The 25,984-nt window shown below is 69.8% G+C and carries 21 protein-coding genes; 5 read left to right on the top strand and 16 right to left on the bottom strand.

Annotation, left to right across the window (positions count from 1 at the left end):
- Positions 1 to 219 precede the first annotated feature (219 nt).
- The 7 genes from D9V36_RS03180 to D9V36_RS03150 form a co-directional block, all read right to left on the bottom strand.
- A complete protein-coding gene (locus tag D9V36_RS03180; protein WP_129292397.1) occupies positions 220 to 1,059 on the bottom strand; it encodes an enoyl-CoA hydratase/isomerase family protein in 840 nt (279 codons plus the stop codon).
- 249 nt (positions 1,060 to 1,308) lie between these two features.
- Positions 1,309 to 2,256 (bottom strand): NAD(P)-dependent oxidoreductase, encoded by a 948-nt coding sequence (locus tag D9V36_RS03175; protein ID WP_129292396.1) that lies wholly within the window; start codon positions 2,254 to 2,256, stop codon positions 1,309 to 1,311.
- 345 nt (positions 2,257 to 2,601) lie between these two features.
- A complete protein-coding gene (locus D9V36_RS03170) occupies positions 2,602 to 3,069 on the bottom strand; it encodes a VOC family protein (protein WP_129292395.1) in 468 nt (155 codons plus the stop codon).
- Between the two features lie 236 nt (positions 3,070 to 3,305).
- Positions 3,306 to 3,446 carry a hypothetical protein gene (locus tag D9V36_RS40660; RefSeq protein WP_164992863.1) on the bottom strand — a complete coding sequence of 47 codons (141 nt, stop codon included), beginning with the start codon at positions 3,444 to 3,446 and terminating at the stop codon, positions 3,306 to 3,308.
- Positions 3,447 to 3,661: 215 nt separating this feature from the next.
- The gene (locus D9V36_RS03165; protein ID WP_129292394.1) at positions 3,662 to 4,924 is read right to left on the bottom strand and encodes an RICIN domain-containing protein; all 1,263 of its coding nucleotides are present in this window, start codon (positions 4,922 to 4,924) and stop codon (positions 3,662 to 3,664) included.
- 259 nt (positions 4,925 to 5,183) lie between these two features.
- Positions 5,184 to 5,879 (bottom strand): alpha/beta fold hydrolase, encoded by a 696-nt coding sequence (locus tag D9V36_RS03155; protein ID WP_241720675.1) that lies wholly within the window; start codon positions 5,877 to 5,879, stop codon positions 5,184 to 5,186.
- 107 nt (positions 5,880 to 5,986) lie between these two features.
- Positions 5,987 to 8,776 (bottom strand): helix-turn-helix transcriptional regulator, encoded by a 2,790-nt coding sequence (locus tag D9V36_RS03150; protein ID WP_129292393.1) that lies wholly within the window; start codon positions 8,774 to 8,776, stop codon positions 5,987 to 5,989.
- Between the two features lie 404 nt (positions 8,777 to 9,180).
- Here D9V36_RS03150 and D9V36_RS03145 point away from each other — a divergent pair, with 404 nt between their 5' ends.
- From D9V36_RS03145 to D9V36_RS03135, 3 genes are all read left to right on the top strand, one after another.
- On the top strand, positions 9,181 to 9,474 hold the full coding sequence (locus tag D9V36_RS03145; RefSeq protein WP_129292392.1) for a hypothetical protein: 294 nt from the start codon (positions 9,181 to 9,183) through the stop codon (positions 9,472 to 9,474).
- Positions 9,475 to 9,585: 111 nt separating this feature from the next.
- Positions 9,586 to 10,083, top strand: a complete 498-nt coding sequence (locus D9V36_RS03140; RefSeq protein ID WP_129292391.1) for a DUF1003 domain-containing protein — start codon at positions 9,586 to 9,588, stop codon at positions 10,081 to 10,083.
- Positions 10,084 to 10,444: 361 nt separating this feature from the next.
- Positions 10,445 to 12,394: a hypothetical protein gene (locus tag D9V36_RS03135; protein ID WP_129292390.1), complete on the top strand. Its 1,950-nt coding sequence runs from the start codon at positions 10,445 to 10,447 to the stop codon at positions 12,392 to 12,394.
- A gap of 428 nt (positions 12,395 to 12,822) precedes the next feature.
- On the opposite strand, the gene D9V36_RS41730 is transcribed toward D9V36_RS03135, so the two are convergent.
- Together D9V36_RS41730 and D9V36_RS03120 are read right to left on the bottom strand one after the other, a co-directional pair.
- Entirely contained in the window at positions 12,823 to 13,047 is a 225-nt protein-coding gene (locus D9V36_RS41730; protein ID WP_241720674.1) for a transposase, read from the bottom strand.
- Positions 13,048 to 13,136: 89 nt separating this feature from the next.
- Entirely contained in the window at positions 13,137 to 13,460 is a 324-nt protein-coding gene (locus D9V36_RS03120) for a hypothetical protein (protein WP_129292388.1), read from the bottom strand.
- Between the two features lie 263 nt (positions 13,461 to 13,723).
- Between D9V36_RS03120 and D9V36_RS03115 the strand changes: the two genes are divergently transcribed.
- Positions 13,724 to 14,908 (top strand): IS701 family transposase, encoded by a 1,185-nt coding sequence (locus D9V36_RS03115; protein ID WP_129292387.1) that lies wholly within the window; start codon positions 13,724 to 13,726, stop codon positions 14,906 to 14,908.
- A 1,022-nt stretch (positions 14,909 to 15,930) separates the two neighbouring features.
- Positions 15,931 to 16,761, top strand: a complete 831-nt coding sequence (locus D9V36_RS03110; RefSeq protein WP_164992862.1) for a hypothetical protein — start codon at positions 15,931 to 15,933, stop codon at positions 16,759 to 16,761.
- A 212-nt stretch (positions 16,762 to 16,973) separates the two neighbouring features.
- Here D9V36_RS03110 and D9V36_RS03100 read toward each other — a convergent pair whose 3' ends face one another.
- The 7 genes from D9V36_RS03100 to D9V36_RS03070 all read right to left on the bottom strand — a co-directional run bounded on the left by D9V36_RS03100 (position 16,974) and on the right by D9V36_RS03070 (position 25,903).
- Positions 16,974 to 17,996: an esterase-like activity of phytase family protein gene (locus D9V36_RS03100; protein WP_129292384.1), complete on the bottom strand. Its 1,023-nt coding sequence runs from the start codon at positions 17,994 to 17,996 to the stop codon at positions 16,974 to 16,976.
- A gap of 12 nt (positions 17,997 to 18,008) precedes the next feature.
- Positions 18,009 to 19,292 carry a DUF6895 family protein gene (locus tag D9V36_RS03095; RefSeq protein WP_129292383.1) on the bottom strand — a complete coding sequence of 428 codons (1,284 nt, stop codon included), beginning with the start codon at positions 19,290 to 19,292 and terminating at the stop codon, positions 18,009 to 18,011.
- Positions 19,289 to 20,101, bottom strand: a complete 813-nt coding sequence (locus D9V36_RS03090) for an ABC transporter permease (RefSeq protein WP_129292382.1) — start codon at positions 20,099 to 20,101, stop codon at positions 19,289 to 19,291. The genes D9V36_RS03095 and D9V36_RS03090 overlap by 4 nt, the downstream gene beginning before the upstream one ends.
- Entirely contained in the window at positions 20,098 to 21,048 is a 951-nt protein-coding gene (locus D9V36_RS03085; protein WP_129292381.1) for an ABC transporter ATP-binding protein, read from the bottom strand. The genes D9V36_RS03090 and D9V36_RS03085 overlap by 4 nt, the downstream gene beginning before the upstream one ends.
- A gap of 26 nt (positions 21,049 to 21,074) precedes the next feature.
- Complete coding sequence (locus D9V36_RS03080) at positions 21,075 to 22,430, bottom strand: lanthionine synthetase C family protein (RefSeq protein WP_129292380.1); 1,356 nt, start codon at positions 22,428 to 22,430, stop codon at positions 21,075 to 21,077.
- Complete coding sequence (locus D9V36_RS03075; protein WP_129292379.1) at positions 22,427 to 25,645, bottom strand: lantibiotic dehydratase; 3,219 nt, start codon at positions 25,643 to 25,645, stop codon at positions 22,427 to 22,429. The genes D9V36_RS03080 and D9V36_RS03075 overlap by 4 nt, the downstream gene beginning before the upstream one ends.
- Before the next feature lie 87 nt (positions 25,646 to 25,732).
- Positions 25,733 to 25,903: a gallidermin/nisin family lantibiotic gene (locus tag D9V36_RS03070; protein WP_129292378.1), complete on the bottom strand. Its 171-nt coding sequence runs from the start codon at positions 25,901 to 25,903 to the stop codon at positions 25,733 to 25,735.
- Positions 25,904 to 25,984 lie beyond the last annotated feature (81 nt).

Here is a 25,984-nt window from a genome sequence, read left to right as displayed (position 1 = left end):
CTCCGCGCTCGGTTCGCTCGAATGGTCGGCATGCCCCCTCTTCAGGATCGGCTCGGGGGAAGGGCCTCGCAACGCGAGCGCAGCGCAGTCGACCGCGCACCGGCTAGCCGCTGTGGCTTCAGCTCCGAAGGCGGCAAGACAAGGGCGTCAGACACAGCCCTGGCGCGGCACGGAGCCCCGCCCCAGGGACCCCCGGTTCCCGGTCAGTCCGGTTCCTGGTCAGTCGACGGCGGGCAAGCCGCCCAGCGCATCACCGAGGTCGAGTTCGGTACGGCCACGGGTCTGGAAGCCCCGCTCGAACAGCTCTGCCGTACGTTGCTGCGCTGCCTCTCCCCGTACGAGCTGCTGGAACAGGGCCGCATCCGCGCGTACCACAGCCGGGGGCGGCAGACTGATGGCGTTGACGGCCGCTTTGGCCGCGATCAGCCCATCGCGCGGGAAGTTACCCATGCGCGCGGCGAGACCGGCCACGAACGCGTCCAGCTCGGCGTCGGGCACCGCGCGGTTGATCCATCCGTAGCGCTCGGCGAGTGCGGCATCGAAGTCGGCTGACGTCAACACTGCTTCGAGCGCTCGGCCCCGGCCCAGCAAGCGGGTGAGGTGCTGGATCGCCCCCGCGCCGGGCGGGGTGCCGATGCCGACTTCGGGCTGGCCCAGGACAGCGTTCTCGCGGGAGGCGAAGCGCATGTCACAGGCGAGCAGGAACTCGCTGCCGGCTCCCCGTGCCCGGCCGCGCAGCTTGGCGATCGTGACGGCCGGGATCTCGCTGAGCCTGCGGAACAGCATCCCCAGGGAAGCGTCGCCCGGGCCGCCGGCTTTCGCGGCTTCAGCGGTGTATTCGGGAACTTTCGTCAGATCGACGTGCGGGAAGAAGAAGTCGGGATCCGCGCTGTCGAAGACCACCACCCGTGCGGTGGCCGGCTGGGACAGCTCCTTGAGCAGTCCAACCAGGTCGCGCACGACCTCGGGACCGATGAGGTTGATCGGCGGGGCGTGGAAAGTGGCGAACAGGACGTTGCCGTCCAGCCTGGTGGCGATGGTTTGGTACGAGGCAGTCATGTTCTCTCAGGCGATTGACGTTCTCCCCGGCCCCGGCGCGCGCCGGGGCCGGGGAGAACGGGGTCAGCGTCGGAGATCTCCTCGACGGTGCGGCCGCGTACACAAAGCACGCTGGAAACACCGGCGCCGGAGCTCCTTGCACCACAACAGCAAACCGTGAGAGGACGCAGCCGACGTGGCGAATTGCCGAGAACGGACCCGAACGGCTCAGGATCCAGGCCTCTGTGGCGGGAGCACCGGGATGCGGAGTCAGGTTTGCGCTGACAGACCGTCGTCCACTGGCACGTTCTGGGCTTCCAGCGTGATGCCGGAGTTCCTGGCCTGTTCGAGGATCAAGGAGGCGAAGTCCTCTTCGACGTGCCCCGCGCCGATGGCACCCGCGACGAGCTGTGCGGTGGTGGCGGCAAGCGGCATCGGGACCTCCAGCTCGCGGGCCGAGGAGAGCCCGAGGTCGAGGTCCTTGCGCAGCAGCGGCATGGTGAATGTCGGCGTGAAATCCAGGTTGACCAGCGCGGGCGACTTGTAACGGGTGAAGGCCGATCCCATCACCGAGTCGTTGAGGAATTCAAGGAAGGCGGCACGGCTGACACCGCCCTTCTCCGCGAGGATGGTGATCTCGGCGAGCGACTGGGTGACGACACCGAGGAAGACGTTGTGTGCGATCTTGACGAGACGAGCGGCTTCGCCCTCGCCGACGTAGGTCACACCCCGCCCCAGCGCCGCAAGCAACGGCTCCACCCGGCCGAACACCTCGGGTGAGCCGGAGACCGCGACCGTCAGCTTGCCCGCGGTGATCACCTTCGGGTTCCCGCTGACCGTGGCCGCCAGGAAGTCGGTCCCGTGGTCGGCGGCTTTGTTCCGGATCAGTGCGGACACCTGGGGGGACACCGTGGAGCTGTCGATCAGGACCCCCGGTGTGGCGCTTGGCGAGGTCAGTACGCCGTCGGGGCCCGTGGTCACCGCCTCCAGGGCGGCCGAGGCGGTGACCATGGTGAAGACGACGTCCCGGTCGGCCAGGTCGACCGGCCGGTCGGCGATCGTCGCTCCCCGTTCAGCCAGCGGTTCGGCCTTGGCGCGCGTCCTGTTGTAGACGGCTACGTCGTACTCCGCGTCCAGCAGTCGGGCAGCCAGTTGGAAGCCCATGCGGCCGACGCCGATCCAGCCGATACGCGGGCGGTCCTTGGCGGCAATCGGCATTTCTGTACCTCAATCCTGGAAGACGGCTCGACCCATACGGCCCCGCAACCGACCAGCCGGACGCGGCGGCATCGCCATCGCGGCGCCGAGCGCCTGCTCCGAGAACAGCGACAAGGGACGCGTGAGGCATGGACGATCCCTTTCCACGTCCCGTTTCATCTTCCGTCGGCATCCCGACGTTGCCCGGCAAGGAAACGCCGAGCCATTCACGAGCAACAAGATCTCGTAACAGGATCTCGTTGAAGTGCCCTGGTCGGGCGTGAAGCCTCTAAGCCGTACAGAGACCCGAGCGTAAATGAGAAAGGGCTCGGGCCGTGCGCGCCGGTGCTGACGTCATGAGGCTGATCAGGAACCAGCGCCCGGCAGCTTCTGTGACAGTTCGATCATGTTGCCCCACGGGTCACGGAAGAACGCCAGCCGTCGGCTGATGTCCTCGATCTCGAAAGGTTCACCGATAAGGTCGACGCCACGGTCGGCGAGTTCGGCGCGCGCTTCGTCGACATCGTCGACATGGACGCAGATGTGCTGGTAGCCGCCGTGTTGCAGGCTGACTCCGAGGTCGTCGAGGATCTCGTTCGGGATGGGTACCGGTCCGGCCAGCAGTTCCACATGGAAGTCGTCATCGTTGGGCGGGCAGAGGTAGGCGAGTTTCAGCTCGCCGTAGGGCCATTCCTGGAGCACTCGGAAATCCAGCTTCTCCGTGTACCAAGCCTTCGCCGCGTCGTAGTCGGGAACGCGGATACCGACATGGTGACCACGGAAGGACGAAAAGGGGCTTGATGGGTTTTTCGGCGGGTGGGCCGGCATGGGCATCGCAATCACTCCTGTCCTGCGGAACCATCAAGGGATGGCACAGTGAGCCAAGACGGTTCAGGCTACCGTGCGGTTCGGTGCGGAATAGTCAAGCTCCGGATACTCGTGGTCAGGTTCGATGGCTCGCCGATTTAAAGCTTGTAACACGATGCTGATCGGTGCTTCTTCAACCGCCTCTGGCAGATGAGGTCGCAGGCCAATGAGGCAAAGGCGTCGCGGAGTTCGGTTCGGCGTTCTCAGCGGACGGCGAGGCGCTTGAACTGGTGGAGCAGGGCGAAGGTCTGCTCGACGGCGTAACGGAGTTTTCCCGGGCCTTGATGTCCGGGGTGCCCGCGGCGCCGGCTCAGGGCCGGCCCGCGCATTCGACGGCTGTTCACCACCTCACCACCTCACACGCTCGCTGTGAGACGGAGTGAGCCGAGCTGAGCCCGTACGGTCCCGGACCTCGGCGATCGGGCCGAGGTCCGGGACCTGGCTGCCCGGCCTTGCACCGTGCGCCGGCCGCTTGCACTTGGGCTCCTGCGGCCGGCACCTGATTTTCCATCCGTCTGCGGTGGTCACCCGGCAACCGGGCCTTCCCCGGTCACGCTCACTACTGGTTGGCGATGGCCGGGTGGAGGTAGAAGCTCTCGTTCGGGGCGGGGAACCTGCCGGACTGGTCGGGCCACTGGATGACCCAGGCGCCGTCGCCCCGGTCGTTGTTGCTGATGTTCGCGTACAGCCCGGTGGCGTTGTTGCGGAGCATCGTGAGGTTGGGCAGGCGCGGGTCGGGGTGTTCGAGGGTGAAATTCTGGGTGTCGCGCTGGTTGCCACCGGAGCCGGGGACCCCGTCGATGTCGTGGCAGTCCCAGATGTTGAGGTAGTCGCCCGAGCCGGACTGCTGTCCGCGGTCGACGTCGAGGCACTTGCCGCTGTCGCTGCTCATGATCCGGTACATCATGTGCCCGGTGGAGGTGGATGTCCCGATGGTCTGGAGGCGCCAGCGCTGGTTGACCGCCCCGTTGGCGTGGTACTGGACCACGTGCGTGCCGTTGGTGTCGTTGCCCTGGAAGACGTCCAGCAGCCGGTCGCTGTTGTCGGCGTGAATGGTCAGCTCGGGTGGCAGGGCGCCGGCGCGCAGCGCGGAGAAGTAGACCGGCCAGTGGTCGCTGCCGCGGTTGTCCCCGACGGTGGCCTGCCAGTCCTCGGTGTCCACATTGCTGATCATGTAGTCGAGTTCGTTGCCGCTCTGCTGGGTGGCCTGGCCGCTGTTGTAGATGCGGGAGTCCGCGGGGAGGCCGAGCAGGCGTGCCCGGTCCGGGGTGAGGTTGAAGTCGCCGAGGACGGCCCAGTGGTTGAGCCCGCGGCCATGGGCTTCGTCGGCGACGTTCTGGACGAGCGGGCGCACGTCGAACCCGTTGCCGGATGCGGCGTGGATGGACGCGAACGCGACGTCGTCGGTGGGGCGGGTGACCATCAGCGCCGGGCGGTACAGGCCCTCGATCTCCACCACCTCGCCCGGGATCCAGGCCGTGGCGATCGCCAGGTTCCGCGACGTGGTGTACAGGATGTAGAGCTGCCGGGTCACTCCGCGGGCGATGGTCCACTCGTAGTGGTCGATGGTGTTGCCGATGGTGCCGAGGTAGCGCGCTCCGGCCGGTGGTTCGTTGGGAACCTCCTGGAGGGCGAGCACGGTGTTGTCCCGGGCGATGGCCGCCGCGCCCTGCCAGCGGTCGCGGCCGACCTGCATGTTCCAGGTGGCGACGCGGTTGGTTTCCGGGTTGGCTGCGTGCGCGGTGCCGCCGCCGGTGGCCGGCAGGCCGTACAGGCAGGCGAGCGTGAAGAGTACGGCGATCATGCGGCGCGGTAAGGACATGGGACGACGACTCCTTGAGCTTGATCGGTTGACTGTGCGTAAGCCGTGTGTCGGCGCTCTCCGAAGCCGGCAGTCAGTCCGGCCGGCGCCCGCCCGTCGGCGGACTGGCCGGGGCGATGACTGGATCCCCGTCTTTCTGCAGCCGGGTTATGACGCCGTTCCAGTTCGAGGCCTCGGCGAAGTCGTCGTGGACCGGGACGATGCCGGACTTGGGCGGGCGGGGCATCCGGCGCTGCCGGGGAGCGGTCTTCGGGTGTGGTCAGCCGGCGGCGGCCTGTTTGATCAGGTTGGCGACGGCGGCGGGCTGGGAGACGTAGATCGCGTGGCTGCCGGCCACTTCCACGGTCTGTGCGCCGATCCGCTCGGCCATCGCGCGCTGTGCGGGCGGCGGGATCATGCGGTCGTCGGTGGCCACCAGGTACCAGGCGGGCTTGGTTCGCCAGGCCGGCGTGGCGACCGCGCCGCCGGCCGCCTCCAGACCCCAGGGGGCTTGCGAGTCGGCCATGAACCCGGCCTGGGCAGGCGGCAGGTCGCCGGCGAAGGAGCCGGCGAACTTGTCGCGGTCCAGGAAGAGGAAGCCCTCGTTCGGCGGCAGGATCGGCGGGACCGGGGCGCCGGGCGGCGGGTTGGCGATCAGGGTGTTGACCGACTCGCCCTTGTCGGGCGCGAACGCGGCGATGTAGGCCAGCGCTGTCACCTTCCGGTGGTTGCCCGCCTCGGTGATCACCACTCCGCCGTAGGAGTGGCCGACCAGGGTCACCGGTCCCGGCTGGGCGTCGATGACCTGACGGGTGGCGGCCACGTCGCCTTCCAGGGAGAGGGTGGGGTTCTGTACGACGGCCACGGTGTAGCCGTCGGCCTTCAGGGTTTCGTACACCCCCTGCCATCCCGAACCGTCCACAAAGCCTCCGTGGACGAGCACGACACTCCCGCGCGGTGCGCTGTCGCTCATCATTCCTCCAGGGTTGTCCGAGCCGGGATGTGCGGCTCGTGCCGAGCACTGTAGGAACGCCGCCGGCCGGGCCGCCCCCGTCAAATGACGTAGTTCCGCGGGTGGTTGCGTCAGGGGCCGGGCAGCCGTTCCAGCGCGTCACGCAGGCCCGCCCGTGAGGTCACGCCCAGTTTGGGGAACGCCTGGTAGAGGTGGGTGGAGACGGTACGCGGTGACAGGAAGAGCTTCCCGGCGATCTGCTTGTTGGACAGACCGGCGGCGGCCAGGGCCACGATCTCCCGCTGCTGAGGGGTCAGGGCGGCACCGGGGCGGGCACCTACCGGACCGCCACAGGCGCGCAGTTCCTGCTCGGCCCGGGCGGACCAGGGGGCGGCGCCCAGCCGCCGGAAGACCTCCGCGGCCGTGCGCAGGTGGCGGCGGGCCCGGGCCGGGGCCTGTCCGCGGCGCAGGCGCTCACCGTGGACCAGGTGGATGCGGGCGTGGTCGAAGGGCCAGCGCTCGGCACCCTCGACGGCCAGCGCCTCGCCGAAGCCGCCGGACGCCTCGCTGTCGTCCTCCGCCGCCAGCGCGGCACAGGCGGACAGGACCATGCGCAGGCGCGGTGACACGGCGTCGAGACCGGCGTCCCGGGCCGCCCGCACATGCTCAAGGGCTTTGTCGCGCCGACCGGTTCGCACCGCCGCCTCCGCCAGGTCGAGCAACGCCCACAGGGCGTGTCCGGTGAACGGCGCGAAGGTGCCGGCCGGTGTGATCCGGCACGCCTGGTGGTACGCCTCGTCGAAGTCCCCCTGGGACAGGGAGATGAGCGTCTTGGCGTGCGCGGCGTAGCAGGTGATGGCGTGGGCGCGGCGGGATCCGCCCCACTGATCCATCTGGTCGGCGAAGGCGTGGGCGGTGGTGAAGTCCCCGCAGGCCGCGGACACGCACGCGAGCACGAACTTCCCGGTCCAGGCGCGCAGCGGATACCGGTACTCCTCGCACAGGGCCAGCCCGTCGCCGACCACTTCGCGCAGTTCCGCCCACTGGCCGGTGAACCAGGCGTGGCTGCCCCACAGGAACGAGGCCTGGATGGCGGGGAAGTTGTTCTCCCCGGAGCGGCCGCCCCGCGCGGTACGCCGCAGCGGCTCGTCCATGGCGCCGAGGCGGTCCGCGTACGCGCCGGCGGTGCCGATCCGCACGATCCGGACCGGGTCGGACGTGCCGGGCAGCGCATCGACGGCGGCGTCGAGCGCGGCCCAGTCCGACGGGAGGGCGCGGACCGGGTCGGCGAAGGTAGCCCGTAACAGCCGCAGCGTGTCCGGGAGGGCGGTGCACTTCGCCGCCGCCGTGTCATACCCGGCCCACAGCTCGCTTCTGGCCCCGTAGACGCACACGAGCAGCAGGGAGGACAGGGCTTCGAGCACCGTCGCGTCAGCCGGGTCGTACGGTTCGGGCTGGAGCGCGATCGCGCCGGACAGCAGACGGTGGGCGGTGTCGACATCGCCATAGCTGTTCAGCAGGTACAGCGCGGTGGCCACCGCGCCGGCCAGGGAAGAACCGTCCGGCGCGGCCCGGCGGGCGTCGTCCAGCAGGCGGGGCACGTCGCGCACCCCACCGGTGAGGATCGTGCCGAGGTACGCCGCCTGTGCGAGTCGCCGGGCCCGCTCGGCGGCGGCCGGACTCAGCTCGGCGGCGCGCACCAGCGCTGCCACCGCGTTGGGACCGTCACCGCGCCGGGCGCTGATGCCCGCGGCTTCTTCGAGGAGGTCGGCGATCTGCTCGTCGGGGTCGACCGCGGCCTGCGCCAGGTGCCAGGCCCGCTGCTCGGGGACACCGGTCCAGGCCTCCGCGAGCGCACGATGGGCGCTGCGGCGCTGGTCGCTGGTGGACAGGTCCACCACCGCGGAGCGCATGAGCGAGTGCCGGAACGCCAACCGCCCGGTGGCCTCCTCGACGTGCACCAGCCGGAGCCGCTCCGCGGGGGCCAGGTGCTTCAGGCCGCACCGCCCTTCCACTGCCCGGCGCACGATCAGCAGGTTGCCGCTGCCCTCCAGCGCAGCCACCAGCAGCAGGTGCCGGGTCGGCGCCGGCAGTCCCGCGATCCGGGAGGCGAACGTCGCCTGCAGGCGCTGGGTCAGCGGAAGGCGTGGGGGGAGGGCATGGGACGCGGTGCGCTGGGAACCGGTGAGGGCAGCGGGGAGCTCCAGGAGCGCCAGCGGATTGCCCTCGGCGTCGGCCATCAGCCGCCGGCGCACGCGGGGGGCCAGCGCCGGGAAACGCAGGCCGAGCAATTCCTCGGACGCGGCCTCGCCGAGGGGCCCCAGCTCGTGCAGCGGAAGGCCGCTGTGGTCGAAGAAGCCTTCGTCGCCGAGCCGGACCGAACACACCGTGCCCGCACCGGAGTAAGGGAGCCGGCGCACCACCCGGCCCAGGACGGCGGCGCTGGCCCGGTCCAGCCACTGTGCGTCGTCCAGCACCAGCAGCACCGGCTGTTTGCGGGACAGCTCTGCCACCAGAGTGATGACGGCCTCGGCGACCGCGTCCTGCCCGGGTGCCCTGCCCCGCTTGAAGTCCAGGGCCGCGGCGAGGGCGGGCAGGTCCGCCACTGCCGCCCGGCCTTCGGGCACCGACGTCAGCAACTGCCGCAGTGCGCCGTAGCTGGTCTGCGCCCGGTACTGCACGCCCGTCGCATGCAGCACCTGCATCCCCGCGGCCCCGGCCTGCCCGGCGACCGCGGCCAGCAACGCCGTCTTGCCGACGCCCGGCTCGCCGAGCACCACCAGCGACCCGCCCAGACGCGGAACACCGGCGAGAAAGGCACCGAGCAGCTCCATCTCGGCCTCGCGGCCGACCAGTGCGTGCCCGGCGACGCGAGCGGGCTGCGCGGCGGGCGCGGTGCGATCGGTACTGCGGTGATCCATCCCCACACCCCTTGGCGAGTGTCGTCAGCGGCAGACAGATGTTTGTGGGGAGAACGGGCTTGATCACAACGCGGGCACATGCGCTGTGCGGTCCTTGCTGTCGGTCCTTGCTGTCGACGTCCCCCGTACCCGTCTCCAGCATGGAACGTGACGGCAGTCCTCGGAAACCCCGCAGAGGTGGGCAACCAGCGTGGGTGACTTCCGTGGACTCGCCCGCCGGTTCGGCCCCGCCCGGATTGCCGCCCGGCGGAAGGTCGGCAACTCTTGAACGGGGCACCCGCGCGGGCGTCCGAACGACGCTCATTCATGCGACCGTGAGGGTGTTTTCAGTGGATTCACTTTCCTTTGATCAATGGGCGCTCAGCTGGGCAGTCAGTGCCAGGAAGGTCTCCCATGGGGAGGTCTTGGCTGGACTGCTGGTGGACCTTGCGGCTGATCCGCGCGAGTTGCATGCCGACCCGACAGTGGTCTTCCCTTTGCATCCCGCCGCCCGAGCCCTCGGGGTCCCGTCCGTGATCGTCCGCACCGCCCTGTGCCGGCTCGCCGAGGCCGGCTTGCTCAACTTTCGCGCTGAGGACCACCAGGACGGACCGCAGATGACAGTCACCCTCCTGCCTCCGGATTCCGGCGACATCAGCGAACAAGAGAGCCACGCGCAGACTCCGACCACCCTGCACGGCACGGAAGACGCACTCTGATGCGCATGAGCTGACGGCGGATCTTCGTCGTTACACCGGCCTGGGTGCATCAACGCGCCGACGGGCGCGCTGTTCCCCTGCCGACGCCTACGGCACATGCACTATGACGGCATGACGTCGCATCGCGGTGGTCCGACGGGTGGTCAAGGGCCTCACCCCGTCATCCGCCTCCCACATGAGCAGGAGCTCTTCGCCCGTGGGCGCGGTGTGCAGGACCACCTTGCGGACACGATCACCGCCTTCGCGGGATCGATGGTCTTCGTCTATGTGCACATGGTGTGGTTCGCCGGCTGGATCATGATCAACGAGGGGATCTTCGGACAGGCCGCGGTCTTCGATCCCTTCCCGTTCGGGCTGCTGACCATGATCGTCAGCCTTGAGGCGATCTTCCTGTCGACGTTCGTCATGGTCAGCCAGAATCGTCAGGCTTCACGAGACGCCATCCGCGCCGATCTCAACTTCGAAGCCAGTGTGCGCTCGGAGGTCTGGTCGACGAACCTGGGGCGCGCACTGGGACTGAACCCCGAAGAGATCGAGCGGCAGGCACAAGAACTCCTGGCGGCCAGCCGGGCCAAAATGAACAGCAAAATGGGGCGACCTTCGGCCTGAAGCCGGCGAGGGCGCCCCCCGAAATCGCAGCGGCGACTGCTGGTCGCCGCGAGCCGTCATGCCTGGCGGCGAAGCACAGCACAGCCGTGACCGCTGCCTTCCGGTGGTCGGTGCAGCCCACCGCATCGAGTGCAGCAGGCGTGGTGCACCGAGGCACCGGGACTTGCCCACGGAAGGTACTACCGGAGCAAGACCGCGTTTCCGGTCTTTTCCGTGCCCGGCCGGGTGGCTTTTATGGCCGAATGCCCACTTCAGCCTCTTCGACGGGTTCGGGGGTTTTAGCGTTTTGTGACCGTGACCGTGACCGTGACCGTCCGGTTGCGGGTGCCGAGCGGATCGGGGTTGCTCAGTGTCAGATCGGGTGAGGACGACGGAGCCGGAGCGGCTGGAGCGGCTGCGGGCGCAGCTGCGGGGCGAGCCGGTGTCCAAGAAGTCGGCGTCCATGACGCCGTCGTCGCGGGGGGCGAACCTGCTTCTGGGGGTCTTGTTGCACGGCGCTGCCCGGCTGGAGGCAGGGCTGACGCCGACGGACCTGGAGGCCCGGTTGGCAGGGCCTGTCCGGGAGCTGCTCTCCGAGGAAGAGGTGCGTGATTTCGGCCGGGTCTATGCCGAGGAGGAGGCCGCGCGCTCGAAGGTCTTCCCGGACGTCTTCGTGGGCCGCCCTCTGCCCCAGGGGTACACCCTCGACAACCTGGTGGAGGACCTGCCGGCGCTGCGTGAGGAGATCCTCGCGCAGCCGAACGTGAAGGTGATCGACCTTGACGCTCCCGGGGGCGAGGGTGGCGCGGAGTCCGAGGAGTTCGCCCGGGCCACGGCCGCCTACGGGTACGGGGCGACGGTGATCACTTCATCCGCACATGCGCAGACCGCGCAGAGCGCGCAGGCCGTGCCCAAGGTCATGGCCAAGGTCTGGCTCGACCGCTTTCACATGCACACGGGTTCGGACGAGATCGGCGACGAGGAGATCTACTGGGCCACCGCCGGCGCCGCCGACGGCGGGGCACGCCAGACGATGACCACCCGTGTCCACACGGGCGTCAACTCCGGCGAGACCCACCGGATCGACCCCAACTCGGTGGTGTACCACGGGGCCGCCGACAAGGTCGTGACCTTCCACGTCGAGTGCTGGGAGGAGGACCACTCCAGGCCCTCGGAACTGCAGGCCACCCTGGAGAAGATCTCGAAGATGGCCTGGGAGGTCTCCGAGGCCCTGGGCGAGTTCCCCGCAGGCACCCATCTCGAAGCGACGGCCAACTTCGCTGCCCTGATCTCCGGCGTCGCCAACCTGATCAAACTCATCGTCTCCTGGTTCGAGGACGACCTGGTGGATCAGCGCACGTTCCTCTTCGACCGCCCGGCCCTGGAAGCGATCGCCGCCAAGCCTCACCAGGAGAACAGCTGGTACTTCAACGGCGGCGGATTCCTGAACAACGGTCTCCTGAGCCTGTCGGTCCGCTCCAGCGTCCGCAAACTCCCCACGATTTCCGTGCGTGCCCACAACGGGCAGTCCTGGACCACCGTGGCCCAGCATCCGGGCACCACACCCTCCGCGCCCGCCATCGCCGGCTTCAACAACCACCTCTACAGCGCCGTCCAGGGCTTCAACAACAGGGTCTACATCTTCCGCTTCGACGGCACCTCCTGGAGCAGCCACGGAGTGGTGCGCTACAACGAGATCCTCTCCGCGCCCGCACTGGCCGCCCACGGCGGAAAGCTGTACCTCGCCCACCGCACCCTCGACAACAAGATCCTGGTCACCGCCTCCCCCGACGGCATCACCTGGCCGACACCGCCCGTCACTCTCCCTGGGCTGACCCAGGACGGCCCGGCCCTGCACGCCAAACACAGCGAGCTGTACTGCGCGTTCCGGGGCGTGAACAACGACCGGCTCTACTCCTGTGTCCTGCGCGGCGGCACCTGGCAACGGGCGCTCAACCCGCACCCGGACATCAGGACCCACTACGGCCCGGCGCTGACGATGATCGGCAGCAGCCCCCAGATGGCTCACACCGGCACGAACGGCGCCACGTTCATCGACTACGCGGTCGACGTCAACACCTGGAAGAGGGAAGGCAGCATCGGCGGACAGACCGCAGCCGGCCCCGCCCTGGCCGTCCGCAACCTCACCGTGTACTGCGCGGTCCTGGGCCTGGACGGCAAGATCTGGCTCCAGTCCCGAACGGCCGGCACCCACGGCTGGAACGGCTTCCAGCCCATCCCCGACACCGCCAACGCCGTCTCCGCGCCCGCCCTGGCCACCCACGGCAACACCCTGTACGCCGCCTACGCCACCGCCACAGCAGGAATCTGAGCCCGGCACCGGCCGCTGCCCCGCGACCAGCACCGCGGGGCAGCGAGGCCTGGGTGACCCCGGGCCCGACTGCTGGGCCGGTAGTGGGTTCGTGCGCGGTGGTGTGGAGGGCGTCGAGGAGATCGGCCGGCGCAGCCGACGGGCTCGCCGTGCACCCGGGCACCCAGGAACAGGCCGCGCGGCAGCCGGAGTTCGCCCGCGTCTAGGCCGTGTTGCTAAAGGTCTGGACCCAGTGGAGTGTGGCGGCGAGGCACTGACCGGAGTGGTGGTTGCGGACGGTCTTGTCTGATCGCATCGCGAGCCCGCGCCACTGCTTGAGCTTGTTGAAGCAGCGCTCGACGAGGTTGCGGCCCCGGTACCGCTGCCGCTGCTCGTCACCGAAGTCGATCGGGCGGCCAGGTCGCTTGCGGCGGTGGGCGATTTGGTCGTCACGTTCCGGGATCGTCGTGGCGATGCCGCGCTCGCGCAGCCACGCCCCGCCCTCTGGACGGATAGCCCTTGTCCGCCAGCAGCCGGCCCGGGCGCTGACGTGACCGTCCGGTCGCGCCGGCCACGCGGATCTCGTCGAGCGTGTCGGGCAGCATGGTCGTGTCCGCGACCTGGCCACCGGTCAGGACGAACGCCAGCGCCCGCCCCTTGCCGTCGGCGACCACTGCGCCCGACGACTTCGAAGACCCACTAGCAACACGCTCCGAGGCTGACCGAGACTCGTTGCCCGCGCGCACCACGAAGCGTCTACTGGTCAGACGGGATCGGTGAACGAGATCGGCTTGCCGGTGGCGTGGGCGTATGCGATCTCCCTGCTGGTGGACTCGCCGATATACCCGCCTGGGTTGACGACCAGCACCCGGTCAGCCAGGTCGATCTTGCGCAGGTGGAGGGCGTCCAGCGCGGTCTTCTGCTCGTCGGTGATCAACTCGTCTGCTTCGTGATCCTCGCCGCGCAGGAAGACGCCTGGCGCGACGACGATGACACCTGCGAAGGTCAGATCACGGTTCGCCGCGCTCATCTCGTCCACGAACCGGGTAGAGCCGCAGATGCAGACAATCTCAGGTCGGTCGGGCACGGCTCAGTCCTTCGGGTCGAACGGGAAACCGTCGTGTGCGCGTAGACATCGCAGCCGGGCATACGAGCCAACAGTTTACGCAGCGAGATGGACACCACGCGGCTGCACCGTCGCAGGCAAGAGGCGTGGCCCGTGCTGGGAATGACGCTGCTCGACGCCGAAGTCTGGGGTGCACCCGGCTCACCAGCTTCCTTTAGCAACACGGCCTAGTACTGCAACGGTGTTTGCCGTGACAGTTGGGCAGGCCGGTCGTTGGTCTGAGCATGGGTGGGGACCTTGCTGATGTCAGGGTGTGGGCCGGTGAACTGGACGCTGTGCATGAGCGGTTTGTGCATCGGTTTTCCAGGACGGAGCCACGGGAGTCGGCGCTTGCCTATATGCGGGGGCTGATTGCTCCGCTGGAGCGGAAGAACGGCTGGACGCTGGCTGAACAGGCCGGTCATGCAGCTCCGGACCGTATCCATCGGCTGCTGAACCGGATCGAGTGGGAAGCCGATGAGGTCCTCGACGATGTCCGCGACTACGTCGTCGAGAACCTCGGCGACCGCGAAGCCGTGCTCATCGTGGACGACACCGGCTTCCTCAAGAAAGGGACCCGTTCGGCAGGTGTCCAGCGTCAGTACTCCGGGACTGCCGGACGCACAGAGAACTGCCAGGTCGGAGTGTTCCTCGCCTATGCAGCCGGCGGCGGCCGGACACTGATCGACCGCAGGCTGTATCTGCCCGCATCCTGGACAGACGACCGCGAGAGATGCCGCCGGGCCGGTATCGACGACGAGGTCGGCTTCGAGACCAAGGTCGTCATGGCCAAGAAGATGGTCCGCCGTGCGATCGCGGACAAGATCCCGTTCCGGTGGGTGACCGCCGATGCCGCCTACGGCTTCAGCAAGGGCTGGCGCTCCGGACTGGAGCAGGCCGATGTCTTCCACGTCATGGCCACCACCCGCCACGACACCGTGGTCACCCGCTGGGCCCTGGACCATCCGGTTCAGGACCTGTTCACCGGTCTGCCACGGCAGAAGTGGAAACGCCGCTCCTGCGGACGCGGCGCCCACGGACCGCGGGTGTTCGACTGGGCGCGTGTCGAGGTCCGTCCCTGGCACCGCGAGGACCGCCGCCACTGGGTCCTCGCACGTCGCAGTGTCCGCCGGCCCGAAGAGCTCTCCTACTACATCGCCTACTGCCCCTCCGGTGCCACCTTGGACGAGTTGATCCATATCGCCGGCAGCCGGTGGGCCGTCGAAGAATGCTTCCAGACGGCGAAGCAGGAGTGCGGCCTGGACGACTACCAAGTCCGCCGCTACCCAGGCTGGCACCGCCACATCACCCTGGCCATCGCTGCCCACGCCTGCCTGACCGTCCTGCGAGCCCGGGACCTCGATGCCGGGAAAGCAGAAACGGATCCTCCCAGCTCATCCACCTCAGCCTCGCCGAGATCAGACGCCTGATCACCCGCCTCACCGACCGCCAACCCACCCCCGTCGACCACATCCTGCACTGGTCACACTGGCGCCGAAAACGACAACACCAAGCCCGCATCAGTCACTACACACGACGCGGACACAGCCCATAGAACTGCCCAACCATCAGCACAAACACCGTTGCAGTACTAGGGCACCGCAGACTGCTCCCTCCACGGCAGTGGAGCGTCGAGTACGTGCTGCCGCACACCGAACTGCCCGGCATCACACCATTTCCGCGTCAGCAACTGATGCAGGAAGACAGCGTCGAAACGTCGGCAACACAGACCTCCCCGCAACTGTCCCCGGAGATCACACGCCGGCGAGAGGCCCAGCCCGACCGCCCGGCCCTTGGCAAGTAAGCGACAGTTGCTCCGCGCGGGCCGCCGCCACAGACCTCCCCGCTGCTGCTCGCCCCCACACCATCCACACTGCTGTGGCTGAAGAGGTCAGAGATAGTGATTGTGCGTTTGGGTTTTCCGGCGAAGCGCCGTCGGAGTGCTGTCGTCAGCCGACACGCACGGCTGCGCGCGAGGACCAGGTTCTCGTCGGCGGAAAGAGTCCCCAACTCACTCCAGCCGGTAGCGAGGTTGACCCGCTGGGCAGGGACGAACCCCAGGATCCCCGGCGCGCGGGCAGGGGCAGCAGGACGTCACCCCCCGAGCGCTGTCCCCCGTTGCAGGGGGCCAAGTCAGATCGCAGCGGAGCAGGGCACCTCGGCCGCCGCGTGATCTTGAGGTTGTGCTCGCTCCCGTCGAGCTGGTCCGGGCACGCCTGGAGCAGTCCGGCTCCCGCGCCCGGGTCACCGTCGCTGTACGCCGCGAGCTCGCGGCCATCGCCGGGGTGACCGGAGCCGCGTACGCGGGCAGGGTCCTGACCGACCGGCTGGAGCGCCGGCTGGCTCGGCAGGGAGGCCCGAGCGCAGTTGCTGACCCGGTGGGCTGGCTACTCGGCCGGGGGCTGCCTCGCCGGGCCGACTGCTCCGATGTGCGGTGGACGAAGGCCTGCGGATGGACATCGGCACCGACTGCGGCCTCTGCGGCGACCTGGTCGCCTACCGACGCGGCCTGCGCCGCCGGCTGGCTGCGCGGGCAGACGCAGACCTGCCCGGAGCGTCGGTGCAGGTGCGCCGGGCGCTGACCGAACAGCGACTGCGGGAGGCCGTCGTGGCTGAGGCCGAGCGAATCGAGGCCCGCCACGAGCAGGCCGCCGCCCAACGCTTCGCCCGCCAGGGCGCCCTTGCCCAGGCCCGTGCCGAGAACCGAGCCGCCAAGTGGGCCCGCCTGGCGAGTTCTCGTGAAGGCTGCGGTACGCCGAAATCGACGGGGCTGTGCGCGGTGAGCGGGAATTGGCGCGTCACCGAGCAGCAGCTGCGCGAGGCCGCGCTGACGGTGGCCGCCACGCACGTCACCATGGACGATCATTTGGACGTCAACGCCGTCATCGCCCACGCCGAGGCCGGCATCCGGGCCGAGGCGGAGGGAGCCTGTGCCCAGGCCCGTGCGGAAGGCGCGACCGACAACACCCTGGCGCTCTTGGCCCGCCTGAGTGCGGAGACTGCCGTGAGCAAGTACCGCCGCTTGGCGCTGGCGACGCTCGCCCGCAGCGATTGCGCCGACGCGGAAGCGGCGCTGGTGTACGAGGCGAAGATGCGCTCCTGGCGCCGGTACGTCACCCGATCCGGCGCCCGAAGGGCCGCGAACGCAGCCGCTGAGCAGGCCCGGGAGCGCATCGCGCAGCACCTGCTCGATACCCGTCTTGCCGCACTACGGCAGGGCCGTTCCGTTGCCGCGGAAGGTGGCCGTACGGTTCGGGCCGGGAGCGGCGTGCGGTGGGCATGACGAGGGGTCTTGGGCGTCTCATGGCGGGGCCTGCGCTGCCCACCGACCGATCAGTACGTCAACGGTTGCGGCCGGCTGGAGAAGCCCGACGGTTCAGGAAAGCTCACCGACCCCATGGCCATGGGCGCAGCCTTCGGGCAATTCGCTGTGCTCACCAGCACTCGGGCATCAGGGGCTGGGATCTCTGCCGGGTAAGGGCAACTGACCTGGGGTCAGCCTCCGGGCGTCTGGACGCTGAGCTCGTACAGCCGCGTGACCTGCCGGTCGCTGTGGTTGTCGTCGCTGACCAGCAGCAGTTTGAGTCGTCCCGTCTGCTCCCGGCCTGTGACAAGCATGCCCTCGATGTTGTCCAGGAGCGGGTTGGGCAGCGGCATCGGGTGATGCGCGCCCAGCGAAGGGCACTCTGCAAGATCGGCGAGCAGTTGCTTCGGCACCGGTCGGCCCCGGTCCGCGTGCGCGAGGTCGGCGAAGTAGAGACGGACCGTTGGCACCGTGTCGGCGGAGACGCCTCGTTCGAGGACCAGTCCGGAAGAGGTGATCTCGGAGACGCCCAGCGACTTGTCGACGGGGTAGGTGTACTGCCCGGCAAGCCGGAAGTCCGCGTCGACGCTTGGACGGTGCCAGGTCTGGAAGCGCACCAGTGGCCGTCCTTCGCCGTCCGCGGGGTCCCCGTCGAGCGGGCCCTCCATAGAGGCGAGCAGGGTGCGGCCGTCGGGCTGGAGGGCCAGGCCCTCGAAGGTCTGGTTGAGCCGCGCCTTGCCGGCCGGAGCGACCCGGAGTTCGTCCGGTACGGGCAGCGACCCGAGCAGCTTGCCGTCGTGGCCGTAACGACGGATGGACGGTTCGGTCTCAGAGGTGACCAGGTAGCTGCCGTCGTGGTCGACGACCAGGCCCTCCGAGTCGAGCGCCCCGCCCTTCTCATCCGTCAGCGGCACCACGCGTTCGGGTTCGCGCCGCGGGCCCAGGGTGAACAGCTCGGAGCGGTCCGACAGGGCGGCGATCCGGTCGCCGGAGCCGGCGGCGAGGGCGGAGAGGTTGCCGACGTAACTGCCCTGGAAGGTGGTCTTGTCCAGCGCGTCGGAGAAACCGCTGATCGAGACGTACGGAGAGCAGGCCCGGGTGTCATTGCCCGCATCTCGACGGCTTGTCGTCGCTGCCGTGGAGGGGGCGGTGGCCGTCAGCACCGTCGTCGCCACAGCTGTGGTCATCGTGACCAGCACGTCACGTATACGCATGCGTCATCCCTTTCACTGCAGGGTTGGATGTGTCGGCTGCCATGCCGCCAGCAGGGCTGCTGCCGAGCGGACCAGCGGGCGTCGGCCCTGCCCGAGTCGTTCGGCGGCGTGCACGACCTCTGCAAGGACGTCCGGATCGCGCGCCTGGACACTGAGCGCCAGCAGCGGGCCGAGGTGCGCGGACCATGCCACGCGCGCAGAAGCCGGGGCGGCGGATGCCCCGGACGCCTTTAGCGCCCACAGCCGGATCGCCTCGGGATCCGCGCAGGGAAGCGGGAATCCGACGGGTTGCCGGGCACCGGCTGCCGGGCTCCGCTTCCGTACGGCGGCGGCGAGCGCGGCTGCCAGGGTGGTGTGATAGCACGTGCCGAAGAGGTAGGCGGCGGCCTTGTCGCCCGCGAGGCCGGCCAGGACCTCGGGGCGGTGCACGGGGCTGGGCAAGGCACCGTCCGGCAGCCCGGCACCGGCCAGCGCATTCCAGCCTTCGTACACCAGCGGGCCGGAACCGCGCCCGTCGTCCAATGCGGAGTCGCACAGCAGCAGCTCGGCCAGGAGATCCAGACTGCCCCGGGCGAGGTGGACGCCGAGCAGCACCCGCACGGTCTCGCGCAGCTCGGCCACCGCCTCGCTTCCGCCGAGGAGGTGCCGATGGTGGCCGAAGTCCGTTGCATAGAAAAGGACATGGGTGAAGGCGTAGGTCTCGCTGCCGGTCAGCTGGAGGACGTCCGGGTGCTGGGCCGCGATGCTCTGGCGGTGGAGCGTGCCGATGTCGGGCAGCGGGGCGGGGGCCGTAAAGCCTCCGCGGTCGATGAAGTAGCGCAGCTCGGTCCTTGTGAGCACCGGCTTGTACGGCCGGGTGTGGCCGCCCGTGTCCGCTGCGAGCAGCGCCTCGCCCGCCGCGCGCAACGTGGGCTGCGGGCGGCCGAGCACCTCCAGAAGCGCGACCAGATTGAGGTGATACGGAAAGAACTCGTCACCACGGCGCAGTCCGCGCTCGAAGTCCGCTTCGGAGGCGGCATCTTCGGCGAGGGCGAGCGCGCGGCTCGGCAGAGGTGCGTCCTTGGGCACGACGCCCGATCGGTCCAGCACCCGTACAAGGCCGAGGAGTTCAAGGAGCGGACCTGGCCGGAAGGGGCGGCGGGGCAGGAACTCCTCCCAGCGCCCCGGCGCGAACCATTCCAGGTTCGCTTCGATCCAGCGCAGCGCGCGGGCCAGCACCCGCTCCGCCGCCTCGTCCTCGTCCAGCGGCGTACCGCCGTCCGAGCGGACGTGCGCGGGCAACGGGGGCCAGCTCATCGCCCGCTCCGTACTCTCAGCAGCGCCAGGACCGCCGTCAGGATCCCGCCCAGTGCGCAGAGATCTGCCCACCAAGGCAGCAGGCCGCCGCCGCCCAGCAGGGTCTGGCGGGCCAGGTCGACGGCGTACGTCATGGGGTTGAGGTACATGACCAAGGCCAGCCAGTCCGGCACGTCCTTTGCACTGAAGACCGACCCGGACAGGAACAGCATCGGGAACATGGCCAGTTGGACGGTGGCCTGGAGCGTCTGCACCCGTTTGATGACGGTGGCCAGGCAGAGACCGATGACGCTGAACACGGTGGCGGCGAGCGCGTAGCAGCCGACCGCGGTGGCGAACCGGCCCGCCGTCAGCGCCACCCCCATCAGTGGGGAGAAGGCGAGCATCAGCACGCTCTGCACGGTCACCATCCCCGCACCGGCGACGACCTTGCCCAGTGGCAGGCAGACCCGCGGCACCGGGGCCACGAGGAGTTCGCGCAGTACGCCGTACTCGCGGTCCCAGGCGTAGCTCTGGCCGGAGGCGATACCGATCGAGACGACCTGGATGGCGATGATCCCGGGGAAGACGTACGCGCTGAACGACACCGAACCGACCGAACCGATCATCCCGTCGAAGCCGACGGCGTAGACCAGAACGAAGAAGAGGATCTGCACGGCCTGGCTGGCGAGAACGCCCGGACGTTTGACCTGTCGCAGCAGATCGCGATGGGCGATGACGCCGATGGCGCGCAGGGCAACTCTCAGCCCTCCGTCGCCGGAGACAAGGGCAGATGCAGGGGAAGGGCCGACAGTGGTCGTTACGGTCATGGCGCGCTCACACTCTCCCGCCGCTGTCGCGGCCTGTCCTGGCCGGCCGCCGCCAAGTAGACGTCGTTCATGGACGGGTGGTGTACGGAGACGGTCAGTCCCGGGACGTCCAGGGCCCGGACCACCTCCGCGATCCGGGCCTCGGGTTCGGCGCAGTGCACCGCGACCCCACCCGGCTCTCTCAGCGGTTCGAAGCCCGCGGCGCGCAACTGCCGGGCGGCGGCCTCGTTGTCCGCGCAGGCCACCACGACGCGGGACGAGTCCAGGCTGCTCTTGAGCCGGTCGACGCTGCCCTGCCGGACGACCCGGCCTTGTTGCAGGATGACGATCTCATCGGCGTACTCCGCCTCGTCCATGTAGTGCGTCGCGTAAAGGACGGTGACGCCCAGTTCGTCGCGCAGCCGCAGCAGGTCGGCCCATACGGCGGCGCGCGCGGTCGGGTCTAGGCCGTTGGTGGGCTCGTCGAGGATGATCAGCCCGGGGCGGTGCAGCAGGGCGCGTGCGATCTCCACCCGTCTGGCCAGTCCGCCGGACAGTTCCTCGACCGGCTGACGGCGGCGGTCGGCGAGGTCGAACAGGTCCAGCATCAGTCCGATCCGGGCCCGGGCGTCCGCCCGCTTCATGCCGAACAGCCGGGCGTGGAACCACAGGTTGCGTTCGACGGAAAGTTCCTTGTCCAGGGTGCGTTCCTGGAAGACCAGCCCGAGGCGGCGGCGTGCGGCCATCGGCGCCTCGCGGACGTCGTGGCCGAAGATCCGGACCGTCCCCGCGTCGGGCCGCGCGGCCGTCGACAGCACGCCCAGCAGGCTGGACTTTCCGGCGCCGTTGGGGCCGAGCAGCGCGGTGATACGGCCCTGCGGGGAGCTGATCGACACGCCGTGGACGGCGGTCACCTTTCCGTAGCGCACTACGAGGTCGGCCATGTCGAAGGCTGGTGTTTCGGACATGCTGATTTCCTTCACCGGCTCATGGCTCACGTCAGCCCCAAAGTGCGGTCCCAGGGCAGTGGTCCGTCGCCGACGGGCAGGAGCGAGAGGGCGACGCCCGCGGCGCCCTCGAGCATGCCCGCGGTGTTCACGGCGCGGTGGGGGACCGGCGAGTGGGCGGCGGCAGGGAAGCGCATGAGGTGACGGAACCCGAAGGGCGCCTCCTCATCGGCGCACGCCAGCACCTTGCCGGTCAGGCGTCGGCATCCGGCATGCAGTTCGGTGTCGTCGACGGCCTGCGCCACCCGGGCCACGATGCGCAGCAGGCCGGCGTAGCCGTGGCACACGGTGGCGCCTTCGATCGCCCACAGCGACTCGTCGCGGCGCAGCGCGGCACGCAGCGCGTCGACGGCGGCGGTGCGCCAGTCCGGCCGGTCCATGACCGTCCCGGCGCGGAACAGAGCGGCGGCGACGCCCGGGGTGCCGTAGCACCAGGCGGTACGGGTGAAGAGCTCGTGCGGGCGCCGCGGCGCCACCTCCTCGTCCCAGCCCGCCCGGGCGGGCCAGTACGGTCCCGCCTCGTCGCGCAGCGTCCAGCTCAGCAGCCAGTCGGCGATGCGGTGGATGGCGTCGCGCATGCCCGGCATCCCGTGTCCGGCCTCGTACGCCCTGCAGAGCACCGCGAGCGGTCCGGCGATGCCGTGCGCCATCCCGAGATTGAAGTCCCCGCGCGGGTAGGTCTCGCGGTCCCGTTCGCTGACGTGGAGTTCGGCCGGCACCCACCAGCCGGGGACCTCGTGGCCGTCGACCCGGATCGGTGCGGTGACATCGATGAGGTGGTGGAGAGACGCGGTGAGGGCCGACTCGACGGTGGGACCGGCCTCGTCCGCGTCGGCCACCGAGTCCAGGAGCAGGCGGGTCGTGCCCGACAGCCCGTTGATCAGGTCGTACGCGGCCCAGTCGACGCCGGTGCCACCGTCCTGGGCACGGGCGCGGAAGACGCGCAGCCGTTCGGTCTGGTCCTCGGCGACCCAGGTGGCCAGCCCCCGGCGCAGCGCACCGTAGTGCCCTTCGGGACCGGCGCACGTCTGGGCGGCGGCGAGCAGCGCGGCCGGGCCGGAGAACAGGCCCCGGCTGGGCGCGGAGTTCATGACACGCCCGGCGGCCGCGAGGTGGCGGTGGGCGACCGGTCGCCAGGCGTCGTCGGTGCGGGCCAGTTCCCCGAAGAGGAGGGCGGTGCCCGGAAGGCCGTTGGCGAGCGTCAGAGGGCCCCACATCACCGCGTCGTAGATGGGGTCGCGATTGTCGTCGCGGGAGGCAACGGCGGCGATGTACTCGGGGTCGGCGAGCCGCTCGGCGACCAGAGAGACGGCCTCTTCCGGACGGACAGCGGTGGAGTTCATGACTGGTGCCTCCGGCGGTTGAGGTGGTCCTGTACGGCGCCGCGGGCGATGCCGAGCACGGTCAGCTCGCGGGCACTGGAACCACCGAAGAGGCGGTTGCAGACCATGTGCAGCAGACTGCCGACGACCCGCCCCTCGGGTGTGTCTCCGGAATCCCGTACGCACGTGGCAAGTTGCCGTACGGCCTCGTCGCGCGGGCGTAGCGCGTCGAGGACGCGGGCGCCGGCCGGGTCCTCGACGAGGACGGGCCAGCCGCCGTAGGGGTCGACGAGGCGGCGCCACTGTGCGGGCCGGGCACGGAACGCCGCGGGCAGGTCGCGGCGCGCGCCGGTCATGGACAGCCAGGCCGCGGCGCCGTCGTCACCACAGTCCTCGGTGCCCCGTACGTTGCCGGGCGCCGGCGGTCCGAAGGCGCTGGCCAGCGCGGCGCAGGAGACAACGGCGAGGTCGTCGACGTCGTAGTCGTTGGCAGGGTCCTTGGCCACGCGCAGCAGTTCGATGACGGCTTCACTGTCGTACCGGAAGACGTCCTCGGCCAGCCGCTGGGCGGCGGGGCCGCCGTAGCGCTCGGTTTCCGGGTCGTACTGGGCGAGGGTGTGGCTGCGCAGCAACCCTTCGCGCTGCCACCGCTGGAGCAGCGCGCCGGCCGCGGGAGCGACCTTGCCCCACAGCTCCTTCGGGCTGTCGCCGTGCAGCCGCAGCCGCAGGTGGTGGCCGCCGTCGTCGGTGTAGCGGATGAAGAACCAGCCGTCCGCGCCCTTCTGCCCCGCCAGGTCGACCAGTTCGGGGATGTGGTCGCGCAGCAGGTCGTCCTGGGTGCGGGCGGAGCCGTGCAGTTTGAGGTAGAGCCACTCGCCGCCCAGGCCGTGGACGGTGCGTCCGGGCTGGCGGTGTCCGGCGTACGGGCGGCGGCGGGGCGTATCAGTCTCCCGGCGGGTCAGCGGGACAACCAGCTCGAAGGTGTGCCCGGCGAGCGGGCTGTCCAGCCAGTCCTCGTATTCGCCGGGGACTTCTTGGGCGATCAGGTCGGAGTGGCGCAGCACTTGGTCGAGCAGCAGCTCGCGGTGCCACGTGTTCCCGAGGTCGAGCAGCAGCCGCTGGTCGGCAGTGACGGCGAGTATCCGGGGCGGTACGTCCCAGGCGGCCCGCCAGTCGCCGATCGCGCGGTCCCAGTCGGCGACGCGGGCATCGTCACTCCTCGCTCGCAGCTCTTCGGCTCGCGCGCGAATCCCGTCCAACCGCCAGACGGCGGAGGCCAGTACGAAGTGTCCGTACCGCACCCGCGGCACGAAGGGAGAGTCGGCGAGCGGCCCCCAGTTCCACGGCTCCCACAGCCGCTGGCCCTCCAGCCCGATCTCCCACAGCAGCCGGACGGCGTTGGGTGCCTGGGCCGGTGCGCTGACCATGTTGCCGAGCACGGGCACGATTTCGCGGCCGGTGGGCAGGTGGACGGCGGTCAGCCGGTCCAGAGTGGCACCGACGCCGATGTCGCACAGGTGCAGTTCCTTGATACCGGCGACCTCGGGGACGCCGACGCTGATGCGGCTGCCGGTGGCCGGGGTGGTGTGCGCGAGGTTGGCGGCCCGGCCCGAGCGCGTCCTGAAGGCGAGATCGACGGGGACGGCGTCCTGGATGTGCACCGGGTTGTCACCGTGCAGTGCGGCGAACTCCGTCCGCCAGCCGGGATGCAGGTCGGCGAACCGGGCGAAGGTGGACCCGGCCCGGTGCGAGCCGGGCGAAGGTGAGAGGAAGACGTGGAATTCGCCGTCGTCCAGCGCCTCCACCGAGGGGGCGACGACCTGCACCGTCACCTCGCAGGAGTTGGGCAAGTCCGCGCGGTCGGCGCTGTCGTGGCACAGCTCGTCGAGGTCCGCGTCGCCGAGGACGACCTCGCGCCGTCCGGCGCGCTGGGCGGCGGCGGCCAGCCGGGCCATGGCACGGTCCCGGCGGGCAGTGCGGGGGTCATCGGGCGGGACGGGTGCTGCCTCGCTGTTGGGCCAGCCGTAGCCCGCCGGGGCGCCCAGTCCTGTCGACTCGTCGAGGAGTTCCAGGACCGGCACCAGCCGGTCGGCTCCGTACACATCGAGAAAACGACGGTGGTAGTCACGCAGGGCGAAGAGACCGAGCTTGGAGCGGGAGAGGCGCCACATGACACCGGTGGCTTCTTCGATCACGTCACGCACCGCGTACGGCAGGTGCAGCCGGGTGTCGAGGCGGGTGTCGATGTGCACCGGCGTGTCGTCGGGTTCCACCGACCGCGCCGCCTTCAGCAGCCGGCCCAGGTGTTCGCGGCCGTCGCCGACGGGTCGGGCGTCGTACGCCTGTCGTCGGTGCTCAACGGCCAGCAGAGCGTCGTGTATCCGGCAGGTGTCCTCGGACGGCTCGGTGACCGGGGCGAGCAGCTGCAGAACGTGGCGCAGCGGGTCGCTGCCGTCCAGTGGCGGGCGCAGCCCGGTGATGAGGATCTCCTGCCGTACCAGTTCCGCTAGCAGGCCGCGGACCCGCTCGGCAGGCGCGCCGGGGAAGGCCTCGGCGGTGCGCTGGACCAGTTCCTCGTACGGCAGTGGGGCCGCGGCCTCGGCCACGGCCCGTTCGACGACCGCTGTCCTGCGCACGGACACCGTGGAGCGGCCCTCGCCGCTCTCGCCGGGGGGCACGCCCTGGGTGGAGGGCGAGGTGAGGACCAGCCGGTCCCCGCGCGGAAGCAGGGCCTGGTGGGCCTGGACGGTGAGTTTGGACAGCACGGCCGGGTCGCGTTCGAGACGGTGGCCGATCCTGGTGAGCCACTGCATGTCGGCGTGGGTGCGGGTGCGGTGCGCTGTGCCGCGCTCGGCCTTGGCAGTGGAGTCGAACTGTCCGGTCGCCACGCCCGCAAACAAGCCGAAGGGGGTGGGCCGGGTCCGCATCCTGATGTCGTAGCGGAGCACGGCGAGCGCGGCCCGGCGCAGCTGCCCCGCCTTGATGCCGGCGGTGCCGCGCTCGGTGACGCGGTGGACCATGGCGCTGAGGCTGGGCGAGGCGAGGTCGAGTGCCTCGCTCAGGACGGGGTCGGCAGGGACCGAAGCGAGCAGTTCGGTGCAGGCGGCCAGGTCCTGGGGGCCTCCCGCGGCGGGGAGAGGCAGGCTGGAATCTCCCGGCGCTGACGGTGCCAGCGGTGCTCGGTACAGGAAGACGTCTTTCGCCTCGAACGGTGTCTCCTGCGACGGTTCCCTCACGGGTGTCCCCCTTCTCTTCCTTACCCCTGCGTTCCCGGGAGCAGCCCGTGGGGCCGGGCGCCCGCCCGGCCCCACGGATACGTGCCGTCAGCAGCAGTGGCTGCAGCCGGAGCCGCCACCGTCGCTGGTGCAGCCCGGGGTGCAGAACGAGATGCTTGTGATGGCCGGGCCGGCGACGGACTTCTCCACGCCGATCTCCAGGTCGAGGTCGAACAGGTTCGCGCCGTTCTGCGCCTGAGCGGGGGCCTTTAAGCCCATGTTGACTCCTCCGTAGAAACCGAATGTTTGTTCGTGAATCGCGATCCGTAATCACGCAATCACGGCTGTCCGCGACGGATC

This window comes from Streptomyces lydicus, assembly GCF_004125265.1.
Taxonomy (GTDB): domain Bacteria; phylum Actinomycetota; class Actinomycetes; order Streptomycetales; family Streptomycetaceae; genus Streptomyces; species Streptomyces lydicus_C.
The sequence above is the reverse complement of the archived record's forward strand: the minus strand, read 5'-3'. Positions and strand labels throughout refer to the sequence as shown.